Origin of the sequence: Saonia flava (assembly GCF_011927795.1) — a bacterium.
GTDB classification, from domain to species: Bacteria; Bacteroidota; Bacteroidia; order Flavobacteriales; family Flavobacteriaceae; genus Saonia; species Saonia flava.
This window is the reverse complement of record NZ_JAATJJ010000001.1, coordinates 2,282,963-2,300,800: the sequence shown is the minus strand read 5'-3', so window position 1 is coordinate 2,300,800 and position 17,838 is coordinate 2,282,963. Positions and strand designations below refer to the sequence as shown.

The following is a 17,838-nucleotide window of genomic DNA, read 5'->3' as shown; positions in this document are numbered from 1 at the left end:
AACCTTTAATTGCTTTTTTCTATTTGGAACCCTACATCGGTAATCCCTTCTAAATTTATTACACCTTCCACATTTCCGTTTTTTCTCATAGCATGTGATAGTTGTACATTATATACGCCGCTAACGGGAAAAACGATGTTTTCCTTGTACCATAATTTGTTTTCTCTTATACTTCCATATCCTTTTCCCATCCATTGTCCGTCCGGAAATGCCATTTCATATTCCAAAGTATCCTTAACTGTTTCTCCATTTGGGTAGTTTAATTCGGCAATCAAAAAAAGATTGCTATATGCAAATGTATTGTCATTTCGTATGTTGATGAACAAATTATGAGGATTGATGGTGTCCATATTGGAATAATTGAACTCTACAATTCCGTCTTTTGACCAACTTCCATTCTCTGTGCCGTTGTATTCAGAAAACAAGGTTTTCCCATCGTTACAACTACTAACAAAAACCACCAAAAGCAACACAAAAAATAATCTGTTATTCATTTTTTACAGGTTTCTTTTTCTTATTTCTTCTATTCTTGTTCTTGTTTTTATTTCTCCTGCGCTTGGGTTGATCAAAACGGGTAAGGCTATCTTGCCCAACAACGTTTTCAAAGACTTTTTTCTCTTCAACTACATTGTCTTCGGAGTAATCTTCCAAGCTTTCCACTTTTTCCCCTTTTTTATTTTTTTCCAAAATTTCCAAGACCTGCTCTTTTTTTAAGGTATGCCATGTAGCTGGGTCATTTCTATATGAAAACCATAGGGTCTCTTTGAAAATATCTGACTTCTGGCAAAAAGCAAGGCCTTTTTCAGTTTGTAGCTTACTATCATTGGACGGAAAATCTTTTAATGCATCCAAATACATATCCAATTCATAATTTAGACAACATTTTAACTTGCCACACTGTCCTGCCAGTTTCTGTGGATTTAACGAAAGTTGTTGGTACCGTGCCGCAGCCGTGCTCACAGACCTAAAGTCTGTTAACCAAGTAGAACAGCACAACTCCCGCCCACAAGAACCTATTCCTCCAAGACGCTGAGCTTCTTGTCTATATCCAATTTGGCGCATTTCAATACGAATACTAAAGGCTTTGGCCATGTCTTTTATCAACTGTCTAAAATCCACTCTATCCTCAGCTGTATAATAGAAAGTAGCTTTGGATCCATCACCTTGAAATTCCACATCGGAAATTTTCATTTGAAGCTTAAGGACAATGGCAATTTCTCGAGCACGTTTCTTTATCTCTTCTTCCTTATTGCGACATTTTTGCCATATGTCAATATCTTTTTGTGATGCCTTTCTATATAGTTTAGGAAGTTCGGGGTCTTTATAGTCAATTTTTTTCTTGGTCATCTGTACCCGGACCAGCTCCCCTGTCAAGGTAACCATGCCCACATCATGACCCGATTTTGCCTGAGTGGCAACTACATCTCCAATAGAAAGGGATAGTTTTTCTGAATTTCTAAAAAATTCTTTTCTACTATTTTTAAAACGGACCTCAACACAATTAAACTGTTCTTGCCCATTGGGAGGGGACATATTAGAAAGCCAATCAAAAACCGTTAATTTATTACAGCCGTCCGTACCGCAAGTGCCATTGTTTTTGCACCCCTTAGGTTGGCCGTCTTTACCAGTTGAACAACTGCTACAACCCATATTTTATATATTGATTTAGCGAAAAGAAATGTTATATCGCTAAAATAAGGTTCATAAAAATTTACTTAAAGGTAAAGATAGCACAAATTGTTACAGATAAGAAATCTGGGCTTATAAATGGATGTTAAATGGAACACCTCATAATCTATTGAAAGAGAGCGCCTCTATTTTTTATATTTCAAAGCCTCTGAACGTCCTTTTTTAAAAATTTTATTGCTGGCACCCTTCCCTTTTCTCAACTTCTTTTGCTCCTCGAAAGGCAAAGCATGTATCTCTTTACATTCATTTGAACAACAGGTGTTCATTTTTTCAGCGCAGGATTCGCACTGGATAAACAACAAGTGGCATGCTTCATTGGCACAATTTACATGTGTATCGCATGCTTCTCCACATTGATGGCAATTGGATATAATATCAGAAGAAATGCGCTCTCCCCTTCTATGGTCGAAAACAAAGTTTTTTCCAAAAAATTTATTCTCGAGTTTCTGGTTTTCTACCTGTCTGGCATATTCAATAATCCCCCCCTCCAATTGATAGACTTGTTTAAAACCTTTGTGTCTATAATAGGCACTGGCCTTTTCACAACGGATACCCCCTGTACAATACATGACCAATTTTTTATCCTCTTTATGGTCTTTTAAGTCCGCCTCAATAATATCCAATGAGTCACGAAATGTATCCACATCTGGTGTCACAGCATTCTTAAAATGGCCTATTTCACTTTCGTAGTGGTTTCGCATATCAACCAGAACAGTGTCTGGGTCTTCAATAAGTTCATTGAATTTTTCGGCGTTGACATGGATTCCTTTGTTGGTCACATCAAAAGTGGCATCGTTCAATCCATCCGCCACAATCTTATGCCGTACTTTCACCTTTAGTTTCAAAAATGATTTATTGTCCTGTTCCCTGGCAATGTTCAAACGAACATTTTCCAAGAAAACAATACTGTCCAAATGTGTTTTAAAGGCCTCAAAATTATCCGCCGGCACAGATAGTTGTGCATTTATTCCTTCATTGGCCACATAGATTCTTCCTAGAACCTCCAAATCGTTCCATTGGATAAAAAGATGGTTCCTTAAAATTTGTGGATTTCCAATATGTGCATATTTATAGAAAGAGATGGTAAGCCGGTCTTTCCCAGCCTCCTCAATCAAAATTTCTCTTTCCTTTGCACTTAGTGTATTGTACAGTTGCATGCTATACCAATAGTTTAAGTTAAAAGAATTGTTCTAAAATGGCAAAGATAATAATTAAGCCCAAATTAAAAAGAGCTTTGGTAGTACCAAAGCTCTTTTAAGGCCATCTCTATATGTTCTCTTTTTCATAGAAATTACAACAAAATGGAAAGAGTATGACCATCGTTGCCCATGGCAAAAAACCATGGTATCTGAGTTAGTTTAATCTTTAGATGCATCATTTACAAAAAGGTTGCGTTGACATTGTTATATGATAAAAGAATTGGTAATTTAGCCTTCCTAATTTAATAGATAATGAGCACAGAAAAAGAAGCAAAGCTAAAAGCCCTTAAACTTACATTGGACAAATTGGATAAAACGTACGGAAAAGGTGCGGTCATGAAAATGGGTGACAGTGTTATTGAAGATGTAGAAGTAATTTCTTCTGGTTCATTGGGATTGGATATTGCTTTGGGAGTAGGTGGTTATCCTCGTGGAAGAGTTGTGGAAATTTATGGGCCTGAGTCTTCGGGTAAGACAACTTTAACCCTACATGCTATTGCCGAAGCGCAAAAAAGTGGAGGTATTGCTGCTTTTATTGATGCTGAACATGCCTTTGATCGTTTTTATGCAAAGAAGTTGGGTGTAGATATTGACAATCTAATTATTTCCCAACCAGATAATGGGGAACAAGCGCTGGAAATAGCCGATAATTTAATTCGTTCCGGAGCTATTGATATAGTAATTATTGATTCTGTAGCTGCACTGACCCCAAAAAGTGAGATAGAAGGAGAAATGGGTGACTCCAAAATGGGTTTGCACGCTCGTTTAATGTCGCAGGCATTGCGAAAATTAACCTCATCCATTAGTAAAACAAAATGTACCGTAATATTCATTAACCAATTGCGTGAAAAAATTGGAGTGATGTTTGGAAACCCCGAAACCACAACAGGTGGTAACGCCCTTAAGTTCTATGCCTCCGTAAGATTGGACATTAGAAGATCTACACAGATAAAAGATACCGATGGTGCTGTTCAAGGAAATAAAACCCGTGTTAAAGTGGTGAAAAACAAAGTGGCACCCCCTTTTAGGACTGCAGAGTTTGATATTATGTACGGAGAAGGAATTTCCAAAGTAGGAGAGATTTTGGATCTTGGTGTAGAGTATGAGATAATCAAGAAAAGTGGTTCTTGGTTCAGTTATGGGGACACCAAGCTTGGTCAAGGTAGGGATGCCGTAAAAAACCTTCTCTTGGATAATCCAGAACTCTTGGAAGAACTCGAAGGAAAGATAAAAGAAGCACTGAATGCCATAAAAGAATAAGTTAAAATCCCGCTATTTGCGGGATTTTTTGTTTCCTCACGCAACCTTTATTTTTAATTTTCATCTTTAGTAAGAAAATCAAGAGTTATGAAGAGGTTGTTTTTCTATATGGTTGCCTTATTTGCCGCCATAACCTTAGGGTCTTGCAGCTTGGACAATGATGACGCAAATTTTGAATTTGCCTATTTACAGATTGTTGAAGTTGAGGTTCCGGAATCCTTTGATGTTAATGACACCTATCAAATTAATGTTACGTATCTTAGGTCTGATGAGTGTACATTTTTTCAAGGTTTTGACGTAATCAAAGTTGACCAGACCACAAGGGAGGTTGTGGTTGTTGGGTCTGTTTTTACAGATCAAACAACTTGTGTCGAAGTAAACCAAGAAGTGCAAACTTCTTTTGATTTTCAAGTGTTATATTCAGATACATATCATTTTAAATTTTGGAGTGGGGAAGATGAAAATGGAAATCCTCAATTTATAGAGGTAGACATCCCAGTAAACTAAGTGCTAAAAACTAAATACCTAACCAATATTTTGAGTTTAGATAGGCTCATACACGATTGTAAGAAGGGAAATAGAAAAGCCCAAGAACAGCTATACCGCAAATATGCTAGTATACTGTTCGGTGTATGCCTAAAATATTCTCGAAATAAGACCGAGGCTGAAGACAACCTGCATGATAGTTTCTTGACCATTTTCAACAAAATAGACCAATACTCCCAAAAAGGCTCTTTTGAAGGGTGGATAAAAAGAATTACTGTAAATACGGTTTTACAGAAATATAGAAAAGAAGAACATTTAAATGTAGTTTCAGAAAATTATGAGGAAGAAACTACTGTTGAAAGTGGTTATGTAGATATTAGTCTAGCAACACTTCTTGGTTATATACAGGAACTGCCAAACAAATACAGAACAACCTTTAACCTTTATGTCCTGGACGGATTTTCCCATAAGGAAATAAGCGAACTCTTAGGAACGTCCACAGGCACATCAAAATCCAATCTTGCAAGAGCAAGGATGATATTAAAAGAAAAAATCGAAAAAGAAAGCATAAACATTGCCTAACGCATCAGAGAAATGAGCAAAAAGAATTTGGACAATTTGTTTCAAGAAAAGTTTAAAGACTTTGAAAAGATTCCAGATGAGAAAGTCTGGAGATCTATCGAAGTTTCCTTGGACAATATGAAAAAAGACCGAAAAGTTATCCCCATATGGTGGAGACTTGGAGGCATAGCCGCGCTATTGGCCATTTTATTTTATATAATCAACCCTTTTAAAGACGATAATACCACAAACCCCATCACAACTGATATTGAAAATACAACAATTCCAGTCAACAAAGAGAAACCAAATTCGAATAAAGATTTGATTGTGCCAATTACGGAGAATGAGAGTGCAGTGGTTACTAACGATGACGTCAATTCCAGCGATAAAAATAGTGGCTCCAGTGATAATAATTCGATAAATATTCCTAAAAAACAGACCGAAAAAAATAGTCAACCCGACTTGGCAAATAGTTCTAGGGAAGAATCTGACGGAATGGCTTCGCAAGAAAATACCGATAGTTATAATTTTTCGTCTGTTGTTGATAAAGAAGTCGTTGTGAATGCGGACAATCTTGCGGATTCCAGTAATGAAAAGAGAAACACTGTCAATACAGTTCTTATAAAAGATGAGGAAAATACGGTTGCTCAAAGGGAAGAGAAAAAAGAAGATCTTCTAGAAAAATCATCTAAAAAATCACTTCTTGATGAGATAAAAGAAAATAACGCCGAAGAGGCAATCGTGGAAAACAATTCTAAAAGATGGTCTATTGGCCCAAGCATTGCCCCAGTATATTACAATAGTATTGGCAATGGTTCTCCTATTGACTCGGATTTTGCTTCCAATTCCAAATCTGGTGATGTAAACTTAAGCTTTGGTATTAATGTCTCTTATGATATTAGCAAAAAATTAAGTATCCGTTCTGGAATACATCGTGCAGATTATGGATACAATACCAATGATATTGCCTTTTCATCAACGTTGAACGGTACAGCGGACATAGACAATATCAACTATTCCAAAAGTTCCAGAAGTATTGTGGTAGAGAGTAGTTTAAAGCCTAAGTCTTTTGTGGACAATGAAACTTCTGCATCTGCTCCCGCTTTGAACGGCAACATGTTACAACAATTTGGATATTTAGAAATGCCCTTAGAATTGAACTATGCACTAGTTGATAAGAAGTTGGGGGTAAATTTAATTGGAGGAGTTAGCTCTATGTTTCTTATGGACAACAATATAGTATTGGAATCCGATGGGCTATCCACCGAAATGGGTGAGGCCAACAATATAAACCCCATAAACTTTAGTACCAATATTGGTTTTGGAATCAATTACAAAATAACACCAAAGACACAGCTTAATGTGGAACCCATGTTTAAATATCATCTGAATACCTTTTCAGAAGCTTCAGGGAGTTTTCAACCCTATTCCATAGGTGTGTATAGTGGAATAAAATTTAAGTTTTAGAAAGATGTTGGTTAGGTAATCACTGTGACTATACAGTGATGCTTTTAAGCGCCCCACACTTGTGGGGCGCTTATTTTTTTATATCTGCCATCAATTCATTATAAATAGTTTCCCTTACTTCTACCTTTAGATTGTATTTATCATCTTCATCCAGCATACCTGTTTCAAAAAATGGATGGACTTTAACACGTAACGGACCAGGTTTTCCACTGAAAAAAGTAAATGAAAACCGGTTTTTATTATCATAAAAAGTCATGGGTACAATAGGGATTTTATGTGCAATTGCCATTCTAAATGCACCATCCTTAAATTCATCCAAAACAAGTTTTTCATCTGGCACCCCTCCTTCTGGAAAAATACAAATACTAGAGCCTTCATTCAATCTTTTTTGCGCTCTTCTATATACTCCAACCCTGCTCCTGCTACTATCTCTATCCACCATAATACAGACACGTTTATAGAAAAATCCAAACACTGGAATTTTCACCAATTCCTTCTTGCCAATAAACACAAAAGGGGTTTTACTAATTTTAAGCATTAACATAATATCCAACATACTGGTATGGTTGGCGACCAACATATAACTTTTCCCCTCTTCCATTTTCTGTTCCCATCCAATTCTAGGAAAGCACCCCATACCATACAGTATAAAATTGGCCCAGATGTTCCTTGCAAGCCAGAAAAATTGGGGATAGGTCTTTTCCGAAATGGAAAAAACAAAAAGTAAAGGAAAAAACAAAAAAATAGGAATAGCCACCAAAATATAGAACCAAATGCGGTAGAAAATATGTCCTATATGCCTAAAAAAGGTTCGCATTTCATCAAAAGTAAGAATTTCAAAAGGTTTTTTACGATTTCTTTTACCTTTGTCCCACTTTCATCTAAATTATAAATGGCAAGAATCTTAACAGGAGTACAAAGTACAGGAACCCCACACCTAGGAAATATATTGGGAGCAATATTACCAGCTATACAAATGGCGGAAAACCCAGATAACGAAGCCTTTCTTTTTATCGCCGATATGCACTCGCTTACACAGATAAAGGATGGTACAACTTTGCGCAACAACACCTACGCCACAGCTGCAACATGGTTGGCTTTTGGACTTGATATTGAAAAATCTGTTTTTTATAGACAAAGTGATGTGCCCCAGGTAACGGAACTTTCCTGGTATTTAAGTTGTTTTTTTCCATATCAAAGATTAACACTTGCTCATTCTTTTAAAGATAAAGCGGATAGGTTGGAGGACGTAAATGCCGGTTTATTTACCTACCCCATGCTTATGGCGGCCGATATTTTGTTGTATGATGCCAATATTGTGCCTGTGGGAAAAGACCAGTTACAGCATTTGGAAATGACAAGGGACGTAGCTTCCCGTTTTCATGCACAACTTGGGGAGACTTTTGTGTTGCCGGAAGCCAAGGTGCAAGAAGAAACCATGTACATTCCAGGTACTGATGGTGGTAAAATGAGTAAAAGCCAAGGAAATATTATAGATATTTTCCAAACCGATAAAAAACTACGAAAACAGATTATGGGCATCCAAACCGATAGTACACCCATGGAAGACCCAAAAGACCCAACCCATGACAATGTCTTTGCCTTGTATAAAATTTTAGCTTCACAAGAGGAAATAGAAGAAATGAGTGCCAACTACTTGGCAGGAAATTATGGATATGGACATGCCAAACAAGCATTGTACGAAGTCATTTCCACCAAGTTTGGCGATGCTCGCGATAAGTTTGATTATTATATGAACAACTTAAACGAAGTGGATGAAGCTTTGGCTCTTGGCGCAGAAAAGGCCAAAAAAGTAGCCAATGAAGTGCTGGAAAGGGTTAGAAGTAAGGTGGGATACTAATAACATTAGACATTATAAGGTGAAAAACTAAATAGCTTCAAACAATTTTCCAGGTAAAGGGCGTATCACCCCTTTCATTTCCATGTTTAAAAGTGTAGAGGATGCTTTATAAACAGGAATCTTGCATTCCAATGCAATTGCATCTAACATTTGCTTTCCTTTTTTTTGCAATAAATCGTATATGATTCCTTCTTCTTCATTCAATTCCACAAACAATTGCTTTTGAATCGTTGTGTTTTCCATGTTTTCCACATCCCAGTTCAACAAATAGATTAAGTCAGCTGCGGATGTCAATACATGTGCCTTTTGTTGCTTTATAAGATTATTACAACCCGTACTATACTTATCTCCTGCCCGTCCCGGAACAGCAAAAACTTCCCTATCATAACTATTCGCAATATCAGCTGTTACCAAGCTTCCTCCTTTTTCGGCCGATTCTACGACTATAGTGGCCTCTGTCATGCCGGCAATAATTCTATTTCGTTTTAAAAAATTTTCCCGTTCTGGGTTGGTATTGCTCCAAAATTCCGTCATAAAACCTCCATTTTTATGCACCTGTGGTACATACTTGGAATGTACCTTTGGGTATATTTGGTTTAGTCCATGTGCCAAACAACCTATAGTTTGTAGATTATACTTAATAGCCGCCCGCTGTATGCATATATCCACTCCATAGGCAAAACCACTGACAATAATGGGGTTCAGAGGTGCCAAATCCTCTATTAATCTTTCACAAAAAGCAGTGCCATAACTTGTAATGTTCCTAGTACCAACCACACTTATGATTTTTCGGTTGGCTAAATCTATATTTCCCTTACTAAAAACCAAAATAGGCCCATCAATACAATGCTTTAGATAATCAGGATAATCAGCATCCATAAAGTAATTGTATGACACTTCATTATCCTGAATATATTGATATTCATTCTCGGCAGCCTCCATATGTTCCGCATCAAAAAGACCCTTTAGGGTATTAGTCCCTATACCATTAATTTTTAATAAGTTTTGCGGTTTGTCATCAAAAACTGCTATTGGACTGCCACAATGTGAAATCAGCTTTTTAGCGGTAACATCCCCAATATTGGGTATGTTCTGAAGCCTTAAGGCCGCAATTAATTCATCTTTAGTCATTTAAAAAACAATATTGTAAGGGTGGCAAAATACACAAATTAGAATGTTAATAAAAAGTTATGCCGCTTATTTTATTCGTTCAGTTTTTTTTCAATATTTGTTCTAGAACCTATGGAAAAATATATAGCTGATTTATTGTATCGATATAATTGTGTAGCAGTACCAAAACTTGGTGCGTTCCTTACTCAAATTAAATCTGCCTATATCCTAGAGCATACAAATTCATTTTACCCCCCTAGCAAAGTCCTTTCGTTTAACGAACAGGTATCATCCAATGACGGACTTTTGGTTTCTTATATGGCCGATGTAGAGAAAACTTCTTATGAAGAAATGCTCATCCATGTAGAAAATTCTGTAGGGGAATGGAAAAAACAACTAAAGAACGGGGAAAGACTTATGCTACCCAATATAGGAGATATGTGGCTAAATGATGAGGGGAAAATCCAGTTTCAACCTACGCAGTTGGTCAATTATCTAACTTCTTCCTATGGGTTAAATTCTTTTGTATCTGCTCCAATTACAAGAGAGGTCTTAAAAGAGGAAGTTGTTGAATTAGAAGAAAAAATTCCATTTATCATTACTCCGGAAAGTAGACAAGAGGTGACTGAAAACCATTCTTTTAGACCCTATTTAAAATATGCAGCGGTTGTTCTATTGGCGCTATCCACTGGTTTTACTGGTTTTCAGTTTTATAAGAATAATATAGGAAATCAAGAAGTAGTAAGGCAAGAAGCTAACGAAGAGGTTTTTAGAAGCATTCAAGAAGCAACATTCTTTAATTCCAAACCCTTGGAATTACCCCCTTTGACCATTAATGCAAAAACTAAGGGCACGGACAAAGTTGCCCCCACTCCATCAAAAGGCCAGAAAATACATCACATCGTGGCCGGTGCCTTCAGAATTGAAACAAACGCCGAGAAAAAAGTACAGGAACTGAGGGACAGAGGTTATAACGCTACCTATATTGGCACCAATGCCTATGGATTGCACCAAATAAGTTACGATAGTTTTACAGATGCCAAGGAAGCCTTGCAGTTTCTGAGAAAAATTAAGAGAACGGAGTCCAGCGAAGCATGGATGCTATCCGTAAAATAATATTCGCTTTATTATTTTAAGTAAGTGCCTATCTTTGCCAAAAAAAGATATGCAGTCCAAAACGCCCAGCGAATCCATAACCACAATGACCGACATGGTGCTCCCAAGTGAGACCAATTCCTTGAACAATCTGTTCGGGGGAGAATTATTGGCAAGAATGGACAGAGCGGCAAGTATTGCGGCCGGTCGCCATAGCAAATGTATCACCGTAACCGCCTCCGTTAACCATGTTGCCTTTAATATTGCTGTTCCCCTGGGAAGCGTTGTTACCGTGGAAGCCAAGGTATCAAGAGCTTTTACAACATCGATGGAAGTCTATATAGATGTATGGATGGAGAATGTGGATGGGAGCCGTCTTAAGGCAAATGAAGCCATATATACCTTTGTTGCTGTTGATGATGCAGGGAAACCGACAAAAGTACCTGCCATACATCCTGAAACTGAGCTCGAAAAGGAGCGATTTGCGGGGGCTTTGCGAAGAAAACAACTAAGTCTAGTCTTGGCAGGAAAAATGAAGCCTGATGACGCGACAGAGCTTAAGGCTCTGTTTGTTGGGTAAGGTTATAACTGATAGATCCAGTCTTCTGGATTTAGTTTTGTTGTATTTTTATACAAATAGAACTTTAATTGGGTCTGTCCATTAGACCGATTGGTATTTATTTCCCCTAATTCCTGCTTTACCACTACTTTATCCCCCTTTTTCACATACAAATTGGATAAATTATAATATGTACTTATAAAATTTCCGTGTTTTATTTGCACTCCTTTACTGCCCCCTGGGACAGCCAAAACGGCAATGACCTCGCCTTCAAAAACGGCACGTGCCCTAGTGCCCTTGTCCGTGGCTATAATAACTCCGTTGTTCTGATGCTTTATTCCGGGGTAAACAGCATCACTATATACGCCAAAACCCTTGCTTTTAATTCCCTTTTCTACTGGCCAAATAAGTTTGCCCTTATTGGCGGTAAAATTGTTGGCAATAAGGGTCGCCTCAGGAGTAAGGGCAAAAGTACTACTGTTAGAAGTATTTCCAGATTCCCTGTTGGACGCTACAATGGCACTACGAATCAATCGCTCAATTTGTTGGTCTATTTTACGGGCTTCAGTTGTTTTCTTCTGAATTGCCGAAGCATATTTGCTTTCATTACTCCTAATAGATCTTAACAACTCTTTCTGGTTGTTCATTTCAACAGAAAGTTGATTCTTTATTTTTATATTTTCCGCCACCAATACATCCTTTTGTTTTCTTTGCTCCGTAAGTCCCTTGTTCAAATTGGCAAGCTCATCCGTCTTTGTCACAATTTGCTCTCCTTGTTCTTTTCTATATTCCGTATACTGTTTCATATATTGAAAGCGCTTAAACGCCTGGAAAAAATTCTCAGAAGACAGCAAGAACATTAATCTACTTTGTTGGGACTTATTTTGATATGATTTTTGAATCATATTGGCATATTCCTCTTTTAAGGTTTTTAAATCTTCCCTTAATTTAGATATGCTACGTATGTTGGTATTTATTTGTCGGTTCAATAAATTGGATTGCTGATTGGTAACCCTGATAAGTTGTTGGCTCACATTTATTTTTTGGTCCAAAGCATCCATTTGATCCAACACATTGCCCTTTTCTTTTTTTTCGGCAAAAAGAAGGCGGTTTATTTCTTTTATTTCATTTTGAAGCTGTGCCCTTTTTGCTTCAAGTGCTTTTTGCTCATTGGTTTGGGCCATTAAAGGAGCACAAACAAATAATGTAATTAAAACAATATAAATAAAATTAAACCTTTTATTTCTCATATTACTTTAAAACCACTTCCTTAAAACCTTTTGGTATTTTATAAGGAAAATTCATGGGTTTGTTGAATTCAATATTTCTGTATTCTATATCAATCATTGTTTTTTCCTCATCCTGTATTGCAACAATACCAATTTCATTGGGCAAAACCCTTTTGTCTATTTCTTGATAGTTTTTATACTGTATTTCCAGCAATCTTTTCTCCCACGGTTGGGAAATTTGCTGCGTGGCCATTTTAAAATTTTTGGGCTCTATTTGGAACAGTGCCTTAAATAGTTCATGAACTTTTTTTGGCTTAAGCTCATAATTACTATTGTTAACAGTGGCATTATACTTCTCTTGTCTTAAATCAAAAATAGCCTGACCCAGCAAAAGGTTTTCTACTTTCTTAAAATCCAGTTCAGTTCCCAATAGATTACTTAGATAATTAAAGTTTCCATCAAAATATTCGTTTTGCAATTTATTATAAAACGATACTCTATCTGGTGTAATGTAGGCTTTTACCATTCCAAGCGGTGCACTTATCCATATGGCCTTATCCCTTTCCATTCGTAAACTAACACTCACTCCTTGTGAAGATACCCCATCAGAATAATCAATTTTCATTCTACCCGAAAGTGTCCTATAATTAAGTTGATTGCTATAGTGGTTCTTGATGATATTCTTTGCCACCATACTCTCATCAACAGCTCCATCTATTACTACTTTATTGGATTTACACGAAAAAACAAATAAAAAAGTAAGTATAGCTAGCGCCCCTTTTTGTAAAAATTTTAGATAATTCTCCATAGTCCTACAAACCCGATTTAATTTTACTAAGATAAATATTTGCCTTGGAACTGTTCCCTAGGGCATTATATGCATTGGCAAGCTCCGAATATATTTTATTGGTCAGATCCACATCATCAAAAGTGTAATCCAAAGCAAGTTTCAAAACCTCTATTGCCTCCTTTGTACTGCCATTTTTATTCAATGCCACTCCATTTACATAATAAAAATAGGGTTGGGAGGGGAAACTCTCCATAGCCTCCAAACTCACCACCTCCAAGCCCTTGAAATCCTTTTCGGCAATTAAACCATTCATTTGCTCTTTTAGTTCATCAACAGGGTCGTTTTCTTCATCCAATTTAGCCCTGTCAACCTCTTGATCGGCAATTTTTGCGGTTTGAGCAATTGAATCATTAATTTTGGAAGTTAAATTTTCTGCAAAACTCGATTTTTTTATACCTTTTAGTATATTCAAGGCAGTTGTATATTTTCTCTGCCTGTAATAGATTAAGGCCAGATTCTCTTTTAATTTGATATTACCATAGGGAATTTGAGAATGGACACTTTCCATGGTTGTTCCCTGCCTTTGAACTACATCCACCAACGTACTTAAGTACCAAATATTTTCTGGAGCTGCATTTACTGCGTTGATGGCATATTCTTGGGCAGAAATGTATTCTTTTGACATATAATAGGCCTTTGCCAGTTCCGCATCCACCACTTTATTATTAGGGTCAAGATTTTTACATTTTAAAAGGAGGTTAATGGCCCGGTCATAGTTTTCAATTCCCTTTTGTTTTAAAGCTTCAAAAAAAGTTTCTTGAAACTCATCCGAATATTCTTCCAAAAAAACTTCAGCACTTTCCTCCACATCTATCTCTCCCTCTTGCGCATATAAATTTCCAAGGGCTAAACACCCAATTGCAAAGTATAAAAGGAAATGCAGATACGTTCTCATTCAATCAAAGATTTCAAGATACGGCATACGCCAGAAAACAACATTTCTGTACTAATTACAAAAACTATTCCAATACAGAATAATCACCAATACTTATTGTTTCAAACTTACCATTAAAAACTGCATGGTTGCCAATCATTGCATTGTCCAAATTAGCATTATTAATTTTACTATGGGTCTGAATTATACTATTCTTAACGGTTGAGTTCTCTATTACCGTATTATTGCCAATAGAAACATAAGGACCAACTGTTGTGTTCTTTAAAACAACGTTTTCCCCAATGAAACAAGGCTCAATGATATTGGCATTATCCAATTGTACGGAATTTGAAATTAACGATTCTCCATCCTTTTCCAAAAACCCTAACATTCTTTGATTGGTTTCTACGGTAACCCTTTTATTTCCGCAATCCATCCATTCATCCACGGTTCCAGTTTTAAACACTTTTCCGGAGGCCATCATGCGTTTTATACCATCATTTATTTGATATTCCCCTCCGTTGATGATGTTGTTGTCCAAAACATATTGAAGTTCATTTTTTAAAACCCCTACGTCCTTAAAATAATATATCCCAATAACAGCTTGGTCACTCACAAAAGTCTCCGGTTTTTCTACCAGTTCTGTGATTTCTTCCTTGTCATTCAGGTTTACCACCCCATAAGCTTCTGGGTTATCAACTCGTTTTGTCCAAATAACACTATCCGCCTCTTTATCCAAATTAAAATCCGCCCTGATCAATGTGTCCGCATATGCAATTACAGCCGGTCCAAAAAGTGATGGCTCCGCACACATAATAGCGTGGCCTGTGCCTTTTGGGTCTAATTGCCGATAAATACTTGGTTTTGCGCCCAGGTTTTGAGCCAGTTCCTTTAAGCTTTCCACCACATCATCACCAAAAAAGGCTGGGTCTCCCAAAATAAAAGCAATTTCATCCACCTTTTCACCTAATACCTTGATAATATCACTAACCAATCGGTGAACAATAGGCCTTCCCGCGACAGGAATCAAAGGTTTTGGAACTGTTAAACTATGTGGTCTTAATCTTGAGCCTCTACCGGCCATTGGAACTATAATTTTCATTTATTCTTTTTTCAAAATCTTCGGCTCTGCCAAAATGATAATTTATTTTACGCCAGTACTACCAAAGCCTCCTTCTCCTCTTTGGGTTTCTGTTAATTCATCTACTTCTATCCATTCTGCCCTTTCATGTTTTGCAATGACCAGCTGGGCAATTCGTTCTCCTGCTTCGATAACAAATTCTACATTGGAAAGATTCACAAGAATAACCCCAATTTCGCCCCTATAATCAGCATCCACGGTTCCAGGGGCATTGAGAACTGTAACTCCCTTTTTGGCCGCCAAGCCACTTCTAGGTCTTACCTGAGCCTCAAAACCTATTGGCAACTCAATAAATAGACCTGTTTTAATAATGGCCCTTGCTAAAGGTGCCAATGTTACAGGTTCTGAAATATTAGCCCTGAGGTCCATACCAGCAGAAGCAATGGTTTCATAATGTGGCAACGGATGATTGGAACAATTTATTATTTTAATCTTCATTTTTAATAAATATTCTTTTTAGTTTTTCATTTTCCAGTTTGTATACCAATCCCAAAAACAATAAGAACAGCATACTACCAACAATCAAATTTCTATTAAATGCATAAAAGGATAAAGCAGAAAACAGAATTGACACTAATAGATAAAATAATATTTTCCTCATATTATATGGAACTGGGTAATATTTTCTTCCAAAGAAATACGACAAAAACATCATACTGCCATAAGCCGACAAAGTTGCGATAGCAGAAGCCATATAACCAATTTCGGGTATTAAAGCATAATTAATTATTATCGTTAATATAGCGCCAATCAATGAAATATAAGCTCCATAGATTGTTTTATCGGTTACTTTATACCATACCGATAGGTTATGATAAATTCCTAAAAAGAAGGCCGCTAAAATCACAATGGGAACAATGGTCATGGCCTCCCAATACTCTTTATTTTGGATAAAAATTACTTTTAGCACATCCGAAAATACAATGACTCCCAATAAAATAACACTTCCCAGAATTACAAAATAATTGGTGATTTGGGCATAGGCCAATTGTGGTTTACTAGATGAAGAGTGGCTAAAAAAGAAAGGTTCTATTCCCATTCTAAAAGCCGTGCCAAAAAGCGTCATAAATAAAGCCAATTTGTAACAGGCAGAATATTTCCCCACTTCACTATCAGCAATACTTTCAGGAAGAAGTTCTGTAAGTAAAATACGGTCAAAAACCTCATTAATAGTAAATGCAATTCCAGCTACCAAAATGGGCAATCCATACTTCATCATTTTTTTCCACAAGGAAAAACCAAACACATAGGGCCTTCTAAAATAAAGCCTTATCATTAATAAAAGCGTTATCCCGCTGGCAATTAAATTGGATATAAAGATGTATGAAATCTCAAAATTGGGCTTGTACAGACCTTTTAAAACTGAATCAGGATTGTTGGCCATAATTTTTGGAAGAATCAAAAGGAAAAAGACATTCAAACCCAAATTAATGACCACATTCAAAATTTTAACCAAGGAATAGCGCATTGGCTTTTCTCTTGCCCTTAGCCAAGCAAAAGGAACAACAACCAAGGCATCTAGTGCAATAATATATATAGCATACTTAATGTACATTGCATCAATTTTGGTGATGTTGGCAATTGTGCTTTGTAGCAAAAGTGCCAAAACCAAGAAAATAAGAGTAGTTGCCAAAATTGATATTAAAGCTGTGGAGGTTACTTTGTGTTTATCTCTGGATCCATTGTAAAACCTAAAAAAAGAGGTTTCCATGCCATAGGCAAGAATTACGTTAAAAATTGCAAACCATGCAAAAATTACAGATATTTCACCATAACCCGCAGTTTCCAAAATACCCGTATATAAAGGCAGAAGCAAAAATGAGAGCATTTTTGGCAAGACAGTTGCCAAACCATAAATAAAAGTTTGCTTAAAAAGTTTTTTTAATGGGCTCAATGCTACAAAATAGAGCTTAAAAGTAGTTATTTAAACCCTGTGGACAAAGTTAGTCCCTTGGTTTTGCAGCAGGAAATATTTTAGGGGCCAATTCTTTGACTTTTTTAATTTTAAAGTATTTAGTTTTTCCATCTTCATTGTAGCTTAGAACAGCTTCACTGGAAGTGAGCTCAAACGGAAACTTTTTTTTACTTTTCTTGTCCATGGATGGAGGTTGGTTTCCAACTTCTTCCTTAGGATCAGCATGCATTATGATATCTGGCTTGGAACTGGTATATTTTGCCATTGCCACCTGCTTGTTTTCCATGGTAATCTCAGCAATTCTCCCTCTAAAAAAAACTTCTTCCAGTACTACATTATCCTTGAGTATTTCTGGTATCGGAATCTTCAACTCATACCCAGTTCCAGTTTGTTCCATTCCGCCAACCCATTTTTGAGCAGTAACATTTCCTAAAACAAAAGGGGCTTCTGTTTGTAGAATTTTTTGAGAAGAACAGCCTGAAAAAAGTAAAGTCAATATTATTCCTGAATATATTAAGTTTTTCATTTTTACAAATAATTGA

At 36.6% G+C, this 17,838-nt stretch carries 19 protein-coding genes; 7 read left to right on the top strand and 12 right to left on the bottom strand.

The window, feature by feature from the left end; all coding sequences use genetic code 11:
• Nucleotides 1-5: 5 nt before the first annotated feature.
• The 3 genes from GGR42_RS10045 to trhO form a co-directional block, all read right to left on the bottom strand.
• A complete protein-coding gene (locus GGR42_RS10045) occupies nucleotides 6-494 on the bottom strand; it encodes a gliding motility lipoprotein GldH (RefSeq protein ID WP_167963433.1) in 489 nt (162 codons plus the stop codon).
• A complete protein-coding gene (locus GGR42_RS10040) occupies nucleotides 487-1,650 on the bottom strand; it encodes a PSP1 domain-containing protein (RefSeq protein WP_167963430.1) in 1,164 nt (387 codons plus the stop codon). Before GGR42_RS10040 ends, GGR42_RS10045 begins: the two co-directional genes overlap by 8 nt.
• 164 nt (nucleotides 1,651-1,814) lie before the next feature.
• Complete coding sequence (gene trhO, locus GGR42_RS10035) at nucleotides 1,815-2,846, bottom strand: oxygen-dependent tRNA uridine(34) hydroxylase TrhO (RefSeq protein WP_167963428.1); 1,032 nt, start codon at nucleotides 2,844-2,846, stop codon at nucleotides 1,815-1,817.
• 294 nt (nucleotides 2,847-3,140) lie between these two features.
• Here trhO and recA point away from each other — a divergent pair, with 294 nt between their 5' ends.
• From recA to GGR42_RS10015, 4 genes are all read left to right on the top strand, one after another.
• Entirely contained in the window at nucleotides 3,141-4,148 is a 1,008-nt protein-coding gene (recA, locus tag GGR42_RS10030) for a recombinase RecA (RefSeq protein WP_167963426.1), read from the top strand.
• An 87-nt stretch (nucleotides 4,149-4,235) separates the two neighbouring features.
• Nucleotides 4,236-4,655 carry a hypothetical protein gene (locus GGR42_RS10025; protein ID WP_245201427.1) on the top strand — a complete coding sequence of 140 codons (420 nt, stop codon included), beginning with the start codon at nucleotides 4,236-4,238 and terminating at the stop codon, nucleotides 4,653-4,655.
• A 30-nt stretch (nucleotides 4,656-4,685) separates the two neighbouring features.
• A complete protein-coding gene (locus GGR42_RS10020) occupies nucleotides 4,686-5,216 on the top strand; it encodes an RNA polymerase sigma factor (protein WP_167963424.1) in 531 nt (176 codons plus the stop codon).
• Between the two features lie 12 nt (nucleotides 5,217-5,228).
• Nucleotides 5,229-6,662 (top strand): outer membrane beta-barrel protein, encoded by a 1,434-nt coding sequence (locus tag GGR42_RS10015; RefSeq protein WP_167963421.1) that lies wholly within the window; start codon nucleotides 5,229-5,231, stop codon nucleotides 6,660-6,662.
• A 70-nt stretch (nucleotides 6,663-6,732) separates the two neighbouring features.
• On the opposite strand, the gene GGR42_RS10010 is transcribed toward GGR42_RS10015, so the two are convergent.
• Nucleotides 6,733-7,479: a lysophospholipid acyltransferase family protein gene (locus tag GGR42_RS10010; RefSeq protein ID WP_167963418.1), complete on the bottom strand. Its 747-nt coding sequence runs from the start codon at nucleotides 7,477-7,479 to the stop codon at nucleotides 6,733-6,735.
• A gap of 75 nt (nucleotides 7,480-7,554) precedes the next feature.
• On the opposite strand from GGR42_RS10010, the gene trpS reads away from it, so the two are divergent.
• Nucleotides 7,555-8,523, top strand: coding sequence for a tryptophan--tRNA ligase (gene trpS, locus GGR42_RS10005; RefSeq protein WP_167963416.1), 969 nt, complete (start codon nucleotides 7,555-7,557; stop codon nucleotides 8,521-8,523).
• Between the two features lie 27 nt (nucleotides 8,524-8,550).
• Here the strand turns inward: trpS and dprA are convergent, their stop codons facing one another.
• A complete protein-coding gene (gene dprA / locus GGR42_RS10000) occupies nucleotides 8,551-9,654 on the bottom strand; it encodes a DNA-processing protein DprA (RefSeq protein ID WP_167963414.1) in 1,104 nt (367 codons plus the stop codon).
• Nucleotides 9,655-9,765: 111 nt separating this feature from the next.
• On the opposite strand from dprA, the gene GGR42_RS09995 reads away from it, so the two are divergent.
• A complete protein-coding gene (locus tag GGR42_RS09995) occupies nucleotides 9,766-10,749 on the top strand; it encodes an HU domain-containing protein (protein ID WP_167963412.1) in 984 nt (327 codons plus the stop codon).
• 49 nt (nucleotides 10,750-10,798) lie between these two features.
• A complete protein-coding gene (locus GGR42_RS09990; protein WP_167963410.1) occupies nucleotides 10,799-11,308 on the top strand; it encodes an acyl-CoA thioesterase in 510 nt (169 codons plus the stop codon).
• 2 nt (nucleotides 11,309-11,310) lie between these two features.
• Here GGR42_RS09990 and GGR42_RS09985 read toward each other — a convergent pair whose 3' ends face one another.
• The 7 genes from GGR42_RS09985 to GGR42_RS09955 all read right to left on the bottom strand — a co-directional run bounded on the left by GGR42_RS09985 (nucleotide 11,311) and on the right by GGR42_RS09955 (nucleotide 17,822).
• Nucleotides 11,311-12,471, bottom strand: coding sequence for a murein hydrolase activator EnvC family protein (locus GGR42_RS09985; RefSeq protein WP_394352760.1), 1,161 nt, complete (start codon nucleotides 12,469-12,471; stop codon nucleotides 11,311-11,313).
• Between the two features lie 67 nt (nucleotides 12,472-12,538).
• Nucleotides 12,539-13,324: a DUF4292 domain-containing protein gene (locus tag GGR42_RS09980; protein ID WP_167963405.1), complete on the bottom strand. Its 786-nt coding sequence runs from the start codon at nucleotides 13,322-13,324 to the stop codon at nucleotides 12,539-12,541.
• Nucleotides 13,325-13,328: 4 nt separating this feature from the next.
• Entirely contained in the window at nucleotides 13,329-14,261 is a 933-nt protein-coding gene (locus tag GGR42_RS09975) for a tetratricopeptide repeat protein (RefSeq protein WP_167963403.1), read from the bottom strand.
• 64 nt (nucleotides 14,262-14,325) lie between these two features.
• A complete protein-coding gene (locus GGR42_RS09970; RefSeq protein WP_167963401.1) occupies nucleotides 14,326-15,342 on the bottom strand; it encodes a sugar phosphate nucleotidyltransferase in 1,017 nt (338 codons plus the stop codon).
• Nucleotides 15,343-15,384: 42 nt separating this feature from the next.
• A complete protein-coding gene (dut, locus tag GGR42_RS09965) occupies nucleotides 15,385-15,819 on the bottom strand; it encodes a dUTP diphosphatase (RefSeq protein WP_167963399.1) in 435 nt (144 codons plus the stop codon).
• The gene (locus GGR42_RS09960; protein WP_167963397.1) at nucleotides 15,809-17,275 is read right to left on the bottom strand and encodes a lipopolysaccharide biosynthesis protein; all 1,467 of its coding nucleotides are present in this window, start codon (nucleotides 17,273-17,275) and stop codon (nucleotides 15,809-15,811) included. Before GGR42_RS09960 ends, dut begins: the two co-directional genes overlap by 11 nt.
• A 49-nt stretch (nucleotides 17,276-17,324) precedes the next feature.
• Nucleotides 17,325-17,822, bottom strand: coding sequence for a hypothetical protein (locus tag GGR42_RS09955; RefSeq protein ID WP_167963395.1), 498 nt, complete (start codon nucleotides 17,820-17,822; stop codon nucleotides 17,325-17,327).
• Nucleotides 17,823-17,838 lie beyond the last annotated feature (16 nt).

Coding starts and splice junctions, on each gene's coding strand:
- GGR42_RS10010 (WP_167963418.1), bottom strand. CDS start 7,479: ATGCGAACCTTTTTTAGGCATATAGGACATATTTTCTACCGCATTTGG.
- GGR42_RS09970 (WP_167963401.1), bottom strand. CDS start 15,342: ATGAAAATTATAGTTCCAATGGCCGGTAGAGGCTCAAGATTAAGACCA.
- GGR42_RS10025 (WP_245201427.1), top strand. CDS start 4,236: ATGAAGAGGTTGTTTTTCTATATGGTTGCCTTATTTGCCGCCATAACC.
- dut (WP_167963399.1), bottom strand. CDS start 15,819: ATGAAGATTAAAATAATAAATTGTTCCAATCATCCGTTGCCACATTAT.
- trpS (WP_167963416.1), top strand. CDS start 7,555: ATGGCAAGAATCTTAACAGGAGTACAAAGTACAGGAACCCCACACCTA.
- trhO (WP_167963428.1), bottom strand. CDS start 2,846: ATGCAACTGTACAATACACTAAGTGCAAAGGAAAGAGAAATTTTGATT.
- GGR42_RS09980 (WP_167963405.1), bottom strand. CDS start 13,324: ATGGAGAATTATCTAAAATTTTTACAAAAAGGGGCGCTAGCTATACTT.
- GGR42_RS10015 (WP_167963421.1), top strand. CDS start 5,229: ATGAGCAAAAAGAATTTGGACAATTTGTTTCAAGAAAAGTTTAAAGAC.
- GGR42_RS09985 (WP_394352760.1), bottom strand. CDS start 12,471: ATGGCCCAAACCAATGAGCAAAAAGCACTTGAAGCAAAAAGGGCACAG.
- GGR42_RS09990 (WP_167963410.1), top strand. CDS start 10,799: ATGCAGTCCAAAACGCCCAGCGAATCCATAACCACAATGACCGACATG.
- GGR42_RS09955 (WP_167963395.1), bottom strand. CDS start 17,822: ATGAAAAACTTAATATATTCAGGAATAATATTGACTTTACTTTTTTCA.
- GGR42_RS10045 (WP_167963433.1), bottom strand. CDS start 494: ATGAATAACAGATTATTTTTTGTGTTGCTTTTGGTGGTTTTTGTTAGT.
- recA (WP_167963426.1), top strand. CDS start 3,141: ATGAGCACAGAAAAAGAAGCAAAGCTAAAAGCCCTTAAACTTACATTG.
- GGR42_RS10040 (WP_167963430.1), bottom strand. CDS start 1,650: ATGGGTTGTAGCAGTTGTTCAACTGGTAAAGACGGCCAACCTAAGGGG.
- dprA (WP_167963414.1), bottom strand. CDS start 9,654: ATGACTAAAGATGAATTAATTGCGGCCTTAAGGCTTCAGAACATACCC.
- GGR42_RS09975 (WP_167963403.1), bottom strand. CDS start 14,261: ATGAGAACGTATCTGCATTTCCTTTTATACTTTGCAATTGGGTGTTTA.
- GGR42_RS09995 (WP_167963412.1), top strand. CDS start 9,766: ATGGAAAAATATATAGCTGATTTATTGTATCGATATAATTGTGTAGCA.